Annotated in this window: 11 protein-coding genes; 7 read left to right on the top strand and 4 right to left on the bottom strand. The window is 71.3% G+C overall.

Annotation, left to right across the window (positions count from 1 at the left end; genetic code table 11):
• Positions 1-110 precede the first annotated feature (110 nt).
• Positions 111-1124 carry an endonuclease/exonuclease/phosphatase family protein gene (locus AB0M03_RS38305; RefSeq protein WP_363500990.1) on the top strand — a complete coding sequence of 338 codons (1014 nt, stop codon included), beginning with the start codon at positions 111-113 and terminating at the stop codon, positions 1122-1124.
• A gap of 60 nt (positions 1125-1184) precedes the next feature.
• Positions 1185-1751, top strand: coding sequence for a maleylpyruvate isomerase N-terminal domain-containing protein (locus AB0M03_RS38310; RefSeq protein ID WP_363500993.1), 567 nt, complete (start codon positions 1185-1187; stop codon positions 1749-1751).
• Positions 1752-1796: 45 nt separating this feature from the next.
• Here the strand turns inward: AB0M03_RS38310 and AB0M03_RS38315 are convergent, their stop codons facing one another.
• Entirely contained in the window at positions 1797-3551 is a 1755-nt protein-coding gene (locus tag AB0M03_RS38315; protein WP_363500996.1) for an NAD+ synthase, read from the bottom strand.
• Between the two features lie 228 nt (positions 3552-3779).
• Between AB0M03_RS38315 and glnA the strand changes: the two genes are divergently transcribed.
• On the top strand, positions 3780-5141 hold the full coding sequence (gene glnA, locus AB0M03_RS38320) for a type I glutamate--ammonia ligase (RefSeq protein WP_363500999.1): 1362 nt from the start codon (positions 3780-3782) through the stop codon (positions 5139-5141).
• A 76-nt stretch (positions 5142-5217) separates the two neighbouring features.
• Here the strand turns inward: glnA and AB0M03_RS38325 are convergent, their stop codons facing one another.
• Together AB0M03_RS38325 and AB0M03_RS38330 are read right to left on the bottom strand one after the other, a co-directional pair.
• On the bottom strand, positions 5218-5571 hold the full coding sequence (locus AB0M03_RS38325; RefSeq protein WP_363501002.1) for an integrase: 354 nt from the start codon (positions 5569-5571) through the stop codon (positions 5218-5220).
• A gap of 1136 nt (positions 5572-6707) precedes the next feature.
• Entirely contained in the window at positions 6708-7721 is a 1014-nt protein-coding gene (locus tag AB0M03_RS38330) for an SDR family NAD(P)-dependent oxidoreductase (protein ID WP_363501005.1), read from the bottom strand.
• Between the two features lie 545 nt (positions 7722-8266).
• On the opposite strand from AB0M03_RS38330, the gene AB0M03_RS38335 reads away from it, so the two are divergent.
• Together AB0M03_RS38335 and AB0M03_RS38340 are read left to right on the top strand one after the other, a co-directional pair.
• A complete protein-coding gene (locus AB0M03_RS38335) occupies positions 8267-8479 on the top strand; it encodes a hypothetical protein (RefSeq protein ID WP_363501008.1) in 213 nt (70 codons plus the stop codon).
• A 57-nt stretch (positions 8480-8536) separates the two neighbouring features.
• Positions 8537-8944 (top strand): hypothetical protein, encoded by a 408-nt coding sequence (locus AB0M03_RS38340; protein WP_363501011.1) that lies wholly within the window; start codon positions 8537-8539, stop codon positions 8942-8944.
• A gap of 95 nt (positions 8945-9039) precedes the next feature.
• Here AB0M03_RS38340 and AB0M03_RS38345 read toward each other — a convergent pair whose 3' ends face one another.
• Positions 9040-10491 (bottom strand): glycosyltransferase family 39 protein, encoded by a 1452-nt coding sequence (locus AB0M03_RS38345; RefSeq protein ID WP_363501014.1) that lies wholly within the window; start codon positions 10489-10491, stop codon positions 9040-9042.
• 395 nt (positions 10492-10886) lie between these two features.
• Here AB0M03_RS38345 and AB0M03_RS38350 point away from each other — a divergent pair, with 395 nt between their 5' ends.
• Together AB0M03_RS38350 and AB0M03_RS38355 are read left to right on the top strand one after the other, a co-directional pair.
• Positions 10887-11933: a glycosyltransferase family 2 protein gene (locus tag AB0M03_RS38350; RefSeq protein WP_363501017.1), complete on the top strand. Its 1047-nt coding sequence runs from the start codon at positions 10887-10889 to the stop codon at positions 11931-11933.
• 70 nt (positions 11934-12003) lie between these two features.
• Positions 12004-12150, top strand: a complete 147-nt coding sequence (locus AB0M03_RS38355; RefSeq protein ID WP_263105690.1) for a hypothetical protein — start codon at positions 12004-12006, stop codon at positions 12148-12150.
• The last annotated feature ends 117 nt before the right edge of the window (positions 12151-12267 follow it).

Genomic DNA, 12267 nt, shown 5'->3' on the forward strand with positions numbered 1-12267 from the left:
TGGTGGCGGGTCCTCCCCCCCGCCCGCCCCCCCCCCCCCGACCGGCGCGGCCGGAACGGGCACGGACCATCCCGGCGGCACGACGACGCCGGTGCGGAGGAGCGGGGCGCATGGTGCAGGCGGACGAGGCAGTGGCAGCGGCGGGCGGAGGCCCGGCCGAACCGACGGGCCCCCGCCGCCGGTTCGACCTCCGCCGCTGGCTCGACCCGCGCTGCGGCTGGGTCACCGCCGGTTTCGCCGTCCTCACCGCACTGCTGCTCGCCCTCCACGCGGTCGTCCCCAACCGCTGGGGCAACCTCGGCAGCCTGCTGGAGACCTTCCTGCCCTGGCTGGGCCTGGCCGTCCCGCTGCTGATCGCGGTCGGCCTGTGGCGCCGCTCGGCGACCGCGCTCACCGCGGTGCTGCTGCCCGCGATCGTCTGGCTGAACCTCTTCGGCGGCCTGCTCAGCGACAAGGGCGGCGGCCGCGGAGACTTCACCGTGCTCACCCACAACGTGGCGGCCGCCAACAGCGACACCGCCGGCACGGTCAAGCTCCTCAACGGCTCCGGCGCCGAGATCGTCGCCCTGGAGGAGCTCGCCGCGAGCGCCGTCCCCACCTACACCGAAGGCCTGGCCGCCAAGTACCCGTACCACGCGGTGCGGGGCACCGTCGGCCTCTGGTCGACCTTCCCGATCGGGGACGTCCGCGAGGTGGACATCCGGATCGGCTGGACCCGCGCCTTCCGCGCGCAGGTCACCACCCCGTCGGGCCCGCTCGCCGTGTACGTCGCCCACCTGCCGTCGGTGCGGATCAAGTCCGAGAGCGGCTTCACCGCGGGCCGGCGCGACCACAGCGCCCAGGCGCTCGGCGACGCCATCGAGGCCGAGCAGCTGAAGAAGGTCATCCTGCTCGGCGACCTCAACGGCACCATGAACGACCGCAGTCTCGCCCCGATCACCTCGCAGATGCGCTCCGCGCAGGGCGCCGCCGGCGACGGCTTCGGCTTCTCCTGGCCGTCCGCCTTCCCGATGGCCCGGATCGACCAGATCCTCAGCAAGGGCGGGCTCAGGCCGACCGACTCCAAGGTGCTGCCCGCCGACGGCAGCGACCACCGTGCGCTGACCGCCACCTACGTGTACTGACCGGCCGCGGCGGCCCGGCGCGGCCGTCCCGGCACCGCCCCGCGTGGGACGATGACAGGCATGGACGGACGAGACGTGGACCGCGCGCTGACCGAGGCGCTCGGCGTGCTGGTCCTCCACGAGGAGGACGACTGGTCGGTCCAGGCCGGGCCCCTCACCTGGACGTGCCGCGAGACCGCCGTGCACATCGCCCACGACCTGCTCGCCTACGCGGGCCAGCTCGCCGCCCGGCCCCGCGACGGCTACCTGCCCTTCGACCTGACCGTCCGCCCGCGGACACCGATCGCCGAAGTGCTGCAGGTCGTCCGGGCCGCCGGCGGACTGCTCTCCGCGGCGCTCGCCGCCGCAGGACCCGAGGCCCGCGCCTGGCACTGGGGTCCCTGCGACCCGTCCGGCTTCGCCGCCATGGGCACCGCCGAGACGCTGCTGCACACCTGGGACATCACCCGCGGCCTCGGCGCCGAGTGGCACCTGCCGACCCAGCTCTGCGCCGCCGTGCTGGCCCGGCTGTTCCCCGACGCCCCGCCCGGGGAGCCGGCCGCCGTCCTGCTCTGGTGCACCGGCCGCGCAACCCTCGCCGGCCGCCCCCGCCGCACCTCCTGGACCTGGCAGGCCTCCCTCGGCTGACGCACGTGGGTGACCCTGACCGGACCACCCACGTGCCCCGGCAGGTCAGCCGCGGCGCCAGCGGTTGGTGATCGGCAGACGGCGGTCCCGGCCGAAGCCCTTGGGGGAGATCTTCGGACCCGGCGGGTACTGGCGGCGCTTGTACTCGGCCGTGTCGACCAGCCTGACGATTCGGTCCACCACCTCGGGTGCGAAGCCCTTGGCGACGATCGCGTCCCGCCCCAGGTCGCCCTCGACGTACAGGTCGAGGACGGTGTCCAGCAGGTCGTAGTCGGGCAGCGAGTCGGTGTCGACCTGGCCCGGCCGCAGCTCGGCGGACGGCGGCTTGCTGATGGTGTTCTCCGGGATCGGGGGCACTTCGCCGCGGGCCTCCGCCGCCTCGTTGCGCCACTTCGCCAGCCGGAAGATCAGCGACTTGTAGACGTCCTTGATGGGCCCGTACGCGCCCACCGAGTCGCCGTACAGCGTCGAGTAGCCCACCGCCAGCTCGCTCTTGTTGCCCGGCGCGAGGACGATGTGGCCCTCCTGGTTGGAGACCGCCATCAGCAGGGTGCCGCGCAGCCGGGACTGCAGGTTCTCCTCCGCCAGGCCGGTCAGCCCCAGCGACCCCATGTAGGCGTCGAACATCGGGGCGATCGGTACGGTGCGGAAGTTGAGGCCGGTGCGGCGGGCCAGCTCGGCCGCGTCGTCCTTGGAGTGCTCCGAGGAGTACTGGCTGGGCATCGAGATGCAGTGCACGTTCTCCGCGCCGACGGCGTCCACCGCGATCGCGGCGACCAGCGCCGAGTCGATGCCACCGGACAGGCCGATCAGCACCGACTTGAAGCCGTTCTTGCGCACGTACGCCCGGGTGCCCTCGACCAGGGCGGCGTAGATCTCCGCCTCGTCGTCCAGCCGCGGCGCGATCTCGGCGGCGACCGGCTCGGCCGGGGCCGGCAGCACCTCACCGCCCAGGTCCACGCGGACCAGGTGCAGGCCGTCGGTGAGGATCAGCCCGTCGGTGTGCTCCGAGGAGGCCGCCGGCAGCTCCAGGTCGGTGAGCAGCAGCTTCTCCTCGAACTGCGGGGCGCGGGCCAGCACCTCGCCGCCGGCCGAGACCACCACCGAGTCGCCGTCGAAGACCAGCTCGTCCTGGGCGCCGACCATGTTCAGGTAGGCGAGCGTGCAGCCGGCCTCGGCGGCCCGGCGCTGCACCAGCTCCAGCCGGACGTCGTCCTTGTTCCGCTCGTACGGCGAGCCGTTGACCACCAGCAGCAGGCCGGCCCCGACCTCGCCCGCGGCCGTCGCCCGGCCGCCGTCCTGCCAGATGTCCTCGCAGATCGCGAGCGCCACGTCGACGCCGTGCAGGTTCAGCACCACCAGCTGGTCGCCGGGGACGAAGTAGCGGTACTCGTCGAAGACGCCGTAGTTGGGCAGGTAGTGCTTGGCGAAGCGGTTCACCACCGCGCCGCGGTGCAGTACGGCGGCGCAGTTCTGCGGGGAGCCCGCCGGGCGGTGCAGGCGCGCGGAGTCGTGCTCGGAGCGGCCGAGGTAGCCGACCACGACGGGCACCTCGCCCAGGCCCTCGGCCGCCAGCCGGGCGGCGAGCTCGACCAGGGCGGTGCGGGACGCCTCGACGAAGGAACTGCGCAGGGCGAGGTCCTCGACCGGGTATCCGGTCAGGGCCATCTCGGGGAAGGCGACCAGCCCGGCACCGGCCTCGACGGCCTGCCTGGTCCAGCGCACCACCTCGTCGCCGTTGCGGGCGATGTCACCGACCCAGGGGTCGATCTGGCACAGGGCGAGACGGAGATTCGGCATGGCCCCGAGTGTAATCGTCTAACTGACGTTATGTCGCGGGGGGTGCCCCTCGGGGCAGCTGTGCACCCCCGAGCCGGCGACAACGGCGGTCGGCGGTCGCCCGGGGGTGGACGAGGGGCGATGATCCGCCATGATGGGATCGGTCGCGGGACCACGTGCCGCTCCGGCCACAGCCCCGCCGCCGCCGGGCGTAACACGGACGTAAAGAGCAGAGGTGAGACTGTCCCCATGGGCAAGCAGCAGGAGTTCGTGCTTCGCACGCTCGAGGAGCGTGACATCCGTTTTGTCCGGCTGTGGTTCACCGACGTCCTCGGGTTCCTCAAGTCGGTCGCAGTCGCGCCCGCCGAGCTGGAGCAGGCCTTCGAGGAAGGCATCGGCTTCGACGGCTCGGCGATCGAGGGCTTCGCCCGCGTCTACGAATCCGACATGATCGCCAAGCCGGACCCGACCACGTTCCAGATACTGCCGTGGCGCTCCGAGACCCCCGGCACCGCGCGCATGTTCTGCGACATCCTCATGCCGGACGGCTCCCCGTCCTTCGCCGACCCGCGGTACGTGCTCAAGCGCACCCTGGAGAAGGCCTCCGGCCTGGGCTTCACCTTCTACACCCACCCGGAGATCGAGTTCTTCCTGCTGAAGAACCTCCCGGGCGACGGCACCCCGCCGATCCCGGCCGACCAGTCCGGCTACTTCGACCACACCCCGCGCGGCGTCGGCCACGACTTCCGCCGCCAGGCGATCACCATGCTCGAGTCCATGGGCATCTCGGTGGAGTTCTCCCACCACGAGGGCGCCCCCGGCCAGCAGGAGATCGACCTCCGGTACGCCGACGCGCTCTCCACCGCCGACAACATCATGACCTTCCGCCTGGTCATGAAGGAGGTCGCGCTGGAGCAGGGCGTGCACGCCAGCTTCATGCCCAAGCCGTTCTCCGACCACCCCGGCTCCGGCATGCACACCCACGTCTCCCTCTTCGAGGGCGACCGCAACGCCTTCCACGAGTCCGGCGCCGAGTACCAGCTGTCCAAGGTCGGCCGCTCCTTCATCGCCGGCCTGCTCAAGCACGCCGCCGAGACCGCCGCCGTCACCAACCAGTGGGTCAACTCCTACAAGCGCATCTGGGGAGGCTCGCAGCGCACCGCGGGCGCCGGCGGCGAGGCCCCCTCGTACATCTGCTGGGGCCACAACAACCGCTCCGCGCTGATCCGCGTCCCCATGTACAAGCCCGGCAAGCAGGGCTCCACCCGGGTCGAGGTCCGCTCCCTCGACACCGGCTGCAACCCCTACCTCGCCTACGCCGTCACCCTCGCCGCCGGCCTCAAGGGCATCGAGGAGGGCTACGAACTCCCGTCCGGCGCCGACGACGACGTGTGGGCCCTCTCCGACGCCGAGCGCCGCGCCCTGGGCATCCAGCCCATGCCGCAGAACCTCGGCGAGGCCATCGACCTCATGCAGCGCAGCGAACTCGTCGCCGAGACCCTCGGCGAGCACGTCTTCGACTTCTTCCTGCGCAACAAGCGCCAGGAGTGGGAGGAGTACCGCTCCGAGGTCACCCCGTTCGAGCTGCGGAAGAACCTGCAGGTGCTGTAATCGCAGGTCAGAGCGGTACAGAACGCACGAAGCCCCTCGGGTCGACGGATGGGATCCGTCGGCCCGAGGGGCGTTTTCAGGGGTTTTGTCCTTCCTGGGCCGTCCCTGGGCCGCGGGGTTGCGGAGCGGCGGCCCATCCGAGGGCGTCGTAGAGCGCGTCGACGGCCCGGCGGGTACGGCCGTCACTGCTCGGCATCAGGTGCGTGTAGACCCGGAGCGTGAACCCGGGGTCGGTGTGCCCGAGGTACCCGCTGAGCGCCTTGACGCTCTCGCCGGAGTCGAGCAGCACCGAGGCGTAGAAGTGCCGCAGCGCGTGCATGCCGTCCTCCCTCGACGCCCGGAAGCGACCCCACTTCTCCGGGGGAGGGATCACACCCGCGATCACGAGCGCGGGCTTCCACGCGTAGGTGTTGAAGTCGCTCCGCCGCACGGCGCCGCCCTGCTCGCGCGAGAACAGCAGCGCTTGGTCACCGGCGGGCCGTCGGGCGTCAGCCAGGGCAGCGTTACGGTCTCGGGTGGGAACGCGGCGAGGTGAGCCTCGAAGATGCCAGCCAGAAGATGACCCGCCGGTACGAGGACGCAGGTACCGCCTTCTCCAACTCCCTGAGCCATTCCCGGATGTGCGACGGCTGGAAGGAGTCCAGCGGCCGGATGCCGAGGTACGGGATCGCGTGTCGGCGGATCTGCGCATCGACGGACGACCGGTGTTGTGGTCCGTGGTCTGCGACTCCAACCAGCGCTCGGCATGCTGACGGAAGGTCACCTTTGCAGCGAAGTAGGCGTACACGGCGGGGGCCGCCGGGCCGATCCCGAACTTGGCACCGAGGATGTGCGGAATGCTTCCTGGCGGATCCGAGCCTGCTCCACCTCGCCTGGCCTGGCCGTTTGCAGGGCAGTCGCGGTCTGATCCAGGCGCTCCAGTTCCGCCTGTTCGCGCTGTGTGTCACCCCGGCCTGACCAGCGCGCCACTGCTCGTCTCAGCCCGGCCCATGCGTCCGTGCCTGCGGCCTGCACCACCGTCGTGCCGCCGGACATGGCCAGCGCGATCAACGCCTGTTCGAGCATTGTGGCCTCCCCGCCTCGCAGGGGTGCTCCGCACTCCGACCGTAACGCCGTCCCCGCCTCGGCAGCACGTTGAGGGAACACCCCGCCGGTCAGCCTGCTCTCCTGTCCTCCCTTCTTGCACCGGTCCGTTTAGGGCTGGTGGCACGTTCGTTGACCTGGGGCAATGGCAGTGACAGGGCAGTGACGGCCCGAAGTTGTGACATGGCGCCTCGGTTGACCGGCTGTAACGTCCAGGGGGTGTTACAGCGTCCTTGACGCAGGCCGGCTGGTGAGGTTTCCGGCTGGCAAAGGACGTGGTCCGGACCAGTCACGGACCATGATGCCGCTAGAGTCGCTCGACCATTGCTTCGGTGCAGGTCAAGTGCCGTCTGTCGTCGGAACGCGGAGCAGGCTGTAAATCTGCTCGCACTCGCCGGGGCGGTGGGACCCAGCAGTGTGACAGCTGTCCTGCGTCACGAGATCTTGACCGTCTGTCAAACGATCTTGATCGCGGGTCCGATCTCATCCGGTCGAGGTGTCTGCTTCGCCGCGCCCAGTCGCCGGGCCTTCGGTCTCACCGAACCTTGTCGGTGTGGTGAACGTCAGGTCGTTGCCGGTCAAGTCGCAGCTGGCCGCCCATAGACGCGCCGCGGTCGTGGTGTCGGCGAGGTGGTTCCAGAGGGGTTCGATCCTGGGCGTACCGCGAAGCCCGAACGCTCGGGGACTCAACATCTGGCCGCCGTGCACGCTCGGGTCGAGCACGGCCCGGACAGCGGGCCATGCGGCAGCGTCCTTGCCCTGGACGAGAAGGCCGAGCGGTAGGTGGCTCAGTCGCTTGCCGGTGGTTCGGACATGGAATGGCGGGCGCGAAGGAGTGAGGGAGTCGAGTGCGCCACCGGGATGGACGAGCACGCTCAGCGTCGTGCTGCCGGCGGCACGCAGGCGGCGGTCGAGTTCAAGAGCGAAGAGCATCTGGGCCAGCTTGGAGCGTGAATAGGAGCGTTTGGGCTGGTACTCGTGCGTGCTCTGGAGATCGTCGAGGTCCAGGCGTTCGGACTTGGCGGCGAAGCTGCCGGTGGTGAGGATCCGGCTCCCCGGGGTCGCCGTGAGCAGGGGGGCCAGGTGGTGGGTCAGCACGAAGTGCCCCAAGTGGTTGGTTGCGAACATCAGCTCGTGGCCGTCCGCGGTTTCGCGGCGCAGTGGATGGTCGAGCGCCACGCCGGCGTTGTGGACGACCGCATCGAGGCGGTCCAGCCCGAGCGCGTCCACGGAAGCCTTGAGCGAAGCGAGATCGGCCAGATCCAGGGGCACATGCTTCACCTTGGCGCCGGGGATGTGCGAGCCGATGGAAGCGATCGCGGCTTCGGCCTTTGCCATGTCGCGGCTACCGAGAACGACCGTGGCCCCGGTGCCGGCGAGCTGCTCGGCGACGAAATACCCGATACCCGCGTTGCCGCCGGTGACCAGAAAGCTCTTTCCCTCGGCGCGAGGCAGCCGGTGGACGTCCCACTGCGGGACCTGGGGTGCGGAGGGCATGGCGGGCTCCCGGAAGCTCGGAGTGGTCTGGAGGTGGGCTGGCCCGCACATTCACAGCGGGCCACGCCCGGTTCCTACGGTCCCGGAAGCCACTCACATCCCACCGACAGGTCGCTGTCCCCGCTGACAGCCGACCGACATCCCAGGCCCGCTCGCGGCCAGGTCAGGACGATGACCCAAGCCAATCCTTGCAAAGCAGGGGTCCAGCCCCGGGCCGTCTGTGGGCCGTGGCAGGCTGGCCCAGGCCGACACCGCCGACAGGTGCAGACGGTTCCACAGCAGGACAGAGCTGGTTGGCTAGGCGGGGTCGCAGGTCGGCACGGAGCATCGTCAGTTCCTGCGCAACAAGCGCCAGGAGTGGGAGGAGTACCGCTCCGAGGTCACCCCGTTCGAGCTGCGGAAGAACCTGCAGGTGCTGTAATCGCAGTCCGGGACGGCGCAACGCCCCTCGGGCCGGCGGAGACACTCCGCCGGCCCGAGGGGCGTTTTCGGGCGTCCCACGTGATGCGAAGATCAACGTGTTGCCCTGTTGGAGGTGTGTGCCGGTGCCCGAGTTCGATCTCAGCAGCTATGAGCCCATGTGGACGACGCAGCGCGACAGTTATGCCCTGTTGGAGGTCGGTGAAGGGGCGTACTTGCCGGTGCGGACCGGTGACCGTCCGATGGTCTGGCCGATCTGCAACGAGGAGTTGGCCGAACTGGTGGTGGCGCGGATGCTCGCGGCCGGGCTGCCCGTCATCGCCGAGTCGGACTGGTGACACCGCCGCTCCGGGGCACCGCTACGATCACCGTCGGTCGGGTGGCGGAGGGGTGAAGTGGCGGAACGGCTATGGGCGTTGGGGCAGGCCGGGTACTGGCTGGTCGTGGCGACGGGGGTCGGGGCGGCCGCGCCGGCCATGGACACCACCCCGGCGGGCGCCCTCGACCAGGACGACCTGGTGGGTCCTGCCCTGGTGCAACTCGTGGGGCTGCTGTACTCCGGGCTGGCGCTGCTGCTGGCGGTCATGTGGCTGGTGGCCTGGACGCGCCTGAAGTCCGCCCGGAGCCGAGGACGCTTGGTGTGGACGACGGCACTGCTGTCGTCCCTGGTCGTGTTCGCGATGGTGCCGGTGCTGGCGGTGGGGCCGGGCTGGTGGTGGCGGCTGCCGCTCCTGGCGGGCGTGCTGGCGGTCCCCCTCCTCGGAATGGTGAAGGCGGGACGCGACACCGGCCCGGGCGAGTGATTCCGATGCCGGGCGGAGGGGACGGACCCACGGCCGCCCGGGTCGGAAGTCCGCCTGCGGGTGGAGCCGATCCCGCCACCGGTGCGGCAGCCGGGTCAGGTCCGTTCCCAGACGGTGAAGGTGCCGGTGGCCCGGGGGAATGCGAAGGGGACGGTGCTGTAGGCGGTGTTGCGGAAGGGGAAGGTGCGGGTGGGGCGGTAGCCGTTCGGGGCGAGGAGGGCGGCCAGGCGGCGATCCTGGTCGGGGGAGCCGCCACCCAGGACGATGCGGGTGAATCGGTGGTCCTCGATGGCCTGCCGGCAGGAGTCGGCACTGGTGGGCGGCTGCCCGTCGGGGGCGGGGGGCGGGGGGACGGCCGCAGTACTGATGACCGCGGTGTGCGCCGGTGCCGGGTAGAGGTAGTAGCGGGGCACGGCGGCCGTGTCGGTGAGGATGGTCTCGGCCGGGCCGGTCTGCGGCTGCAGGTATGCCATCACCGGCCGGGTGTCGGGCCAGCGGGTGAACAGCTGCTGGGAGACCCAGCCGGCGGTGGCGGCGGTGGCGGCGAGCAGGGCCACGGCGGCCGCGGCCGAGCGGGCGCCCCGCTGTGAGGTCCGGGCCAGCAGCAGGCCCGCGGCCGGTGCGGCCAGCAGGAGCCCGAAGGCGCTGCTGGTCTCCAGGGATTCGGCACTGTGCCGCCACAGGGCGGTGAGCAGGGCGAGGAACGGGCCCCCGGTCAGTGCTGCGCCGAGCAGGGCCCGGACGGCGGGGGAGCGGCCGTGCCCCGGGTCGGCCCCGCGGGCGTACAGCACGGTACCCACCAGGGCGAGCAACAGGACGGCGCCCGCGCAGTCCACGGCCCGGGCGGCGATCTGTGCGGCTGATTCGTCCCCGCTCCGGGTGAGCGTTCCGGCGATGCCCCGCAGGACGCTGTTCCCGTCGTACAGCGCGGTCAGGAAGAGCACGCCCGCGGTCGGTACGGCGGTCTGCACGAGGAACAGGGCCCCGCGGCGTACCGCCCTGCGAGGCCCGAGCAGCCGGGCTGCGAGTGCCGCCTCGGCGGCGGCCAGGGGCAGTGCGAACAGCCAGGACTGATAGGCGAGCGCGATCGCGAGGAAGGCGAGGACCGGGGCGGCGGCGGAGGCGCTCTCCCGGTCGGCCGAGCGGACGGAGCAGTGGAACGAGGCGGCGAGCAGGGCCAGCGCGGGCGCCGTGGGGGTGGCGAGGTTGCCGGCGCATAGGACGGGGGCGGACAGCCCCAGCAGGGCTGCGGCGAAGAACGCCGCCCGTTCCTCGAGGAGCCGGGCCACGGTGGAGTGGAGCAGCCAGGTCGCCGTGAGGGTGCAGAGCAGGCCGAGCGCGCGGGCGGCGGTGAGCCCGCCGGCGCCGTCGATCCAGGCGGCGAGCAGCGGGTGGAGGTAGGGCAGTCCGGCGAGGCGGGCGTCGTAGTCGTCGTTGAGCGGCAAGCCGGCGGAGAAATGGTCCAGCAGCCGGTGGCCGCCGTAGAGGTGGGCTGCCTCGTCCTCGGGGGCCGAGTTCGCCAGACCCAGCGTCAGGACCGCCTGCATCAGCAGCACCCCGAGCAGAGGGCCACGGGACCGCGGAAACGCCATGTGCGCCGCCTGCTCTCGTGCCGGTCGCCGACCCGGTCGGTCGTCGATCTGCCGTCACGATAACCAGCCGTCAGTTCCCGCTCCGGGCGGCGCCACGCCGTCGTCCGTGTGGCACCGCACCGGAGTTCGCATGCTCTCGGCCGGTCGGGGCACCGGGGTTGGCCTGTGCGGGTGAACTGTGAGAACTCGGACATTCCGCCGGTTTCCAGTCAGGGACCCGGCATCTAATCTCAAAATCCGGTGACCGACCGCGGCCGCCGGCCCATCCGTCCGAACCGTGCGATCGGGGCCCGATGAACATCCTTGCCGAGCCGGTCCCAGCCCGGCGGGGCGCGACCGACCGGGAGCCGTTGATTGTCGCCCTGATCCCCGCGCACAACGAGGCGCAGCGGATCGGAGCGGCCCTCGCGGCCCTGCAGCGACAGTCCCCCGCCCCCGACCGGACGGTGGTGGTCTGCGACAACTGCACCGACGACACGGCCCTGGTCGCCGCGGTGCTCGGTGCCGAGGTCATGAGCACCGCGGACAACCGGGACAAGAAGGCCGGTGCGCTCAACCAGGCCCTCGCCCGCCTCGAACCCGAGCTGGCCGACACCGACCTGGTCCTCGTCCAGGACGCCGACACCACCCTCAACCCCGGCTTCCTGCGGGCCGCGGTCGACGCCTCCACCGAGGCCGTCGGCGGGGTCGGCGGGATCTTCTACGGCGAGCCCGGCGGCGGCCTGCTCGGCTTGCTGCAGCGGATCGAGTTCCACCGGTACGCCACCTCGATCGCACGCAAGCGCTACCGGGCGGAAGTCCTCACCGGCACCGCCACCCTGTTCCGGGCCGGCGTCCTGCGCGAGATCCACCGGGCCCGGTGCTCCGGCCGGCTCGGTGGCGGCAGCGGCTACTACTCGGTGTCCTCGCTGACCGAGGACGACGAGATCACCAAGGCCGTCCGCACCCTCGGATACCGCACGGTCTCGCCGCCCGGCTGCGAGGTGGTGACCGAGGTGATGCCGACCGTCTCCCGGCTGTGGCAGCAGCGCCTGCGCTGGCAGCGCGGTGCGCTCGAGAACCTGCGCGACTACGGCTGGACGCGGGTGACGGCGCCGTACATCCTGCGCCAGTTCCTGATGGGACTCTCCGTCCTGTTCATGTTCATGTACCTCGGCTACATGCTGCTCACCACGCTGCTCTTCGGCTGGCCCAGGCTGTCGATGTTCTGGGCGTGCGTGGGGCTCGTCTTCGTCCTGGAGAAGGCCGTCACCGCGCGGAAGGCCGGCTGGCGCGCCCACCTCCTGGCCCTCACGTTGGTCGTGGAACTCGTCTACGACGTCATTCAGCACTGCATCTACGTCCAAGCGCTCTGGAGGTTCGTATGGAAGAGAGAACAGCGATGGTGCGCGACATAGCCGGCACACCATCGCTCGAAAGGAATCCGCTCATTACGTGCCGCCATCCGGCGGACCAGAGGAGGAAGACATGTACGGACAGCTGCCCACCTGGGGTGCGGCCGGGACGGCCGGGACGCTCGCTGCCACCGGTGTGAACTCGATGGGCCTGCTCGTGGCGGCGTTCACGCTGACCATGGCGGGCGCCGCACTGATGCGGCTGCTCCCGCGCCGCTGAGCCCCGGGCAGTCCTGCCCGTCCGCCCCCGGGCCCCCGGCCGCAAGCCGCGGGGGGCCGGGGGGCCGCGCATCCCGGGCCGGGCACCCGGCCCAACAGCGGGCGGCTGGCTACCCAC

It is taken from the genome of Kitasatospora sp. NPDC051914 (assembly GCF_040680995.1).
GTDB lineage: Bacteria > Actinomycetota > Actinomycetes > Streptomycetales > Streptomycetaceae > Kitasatospora.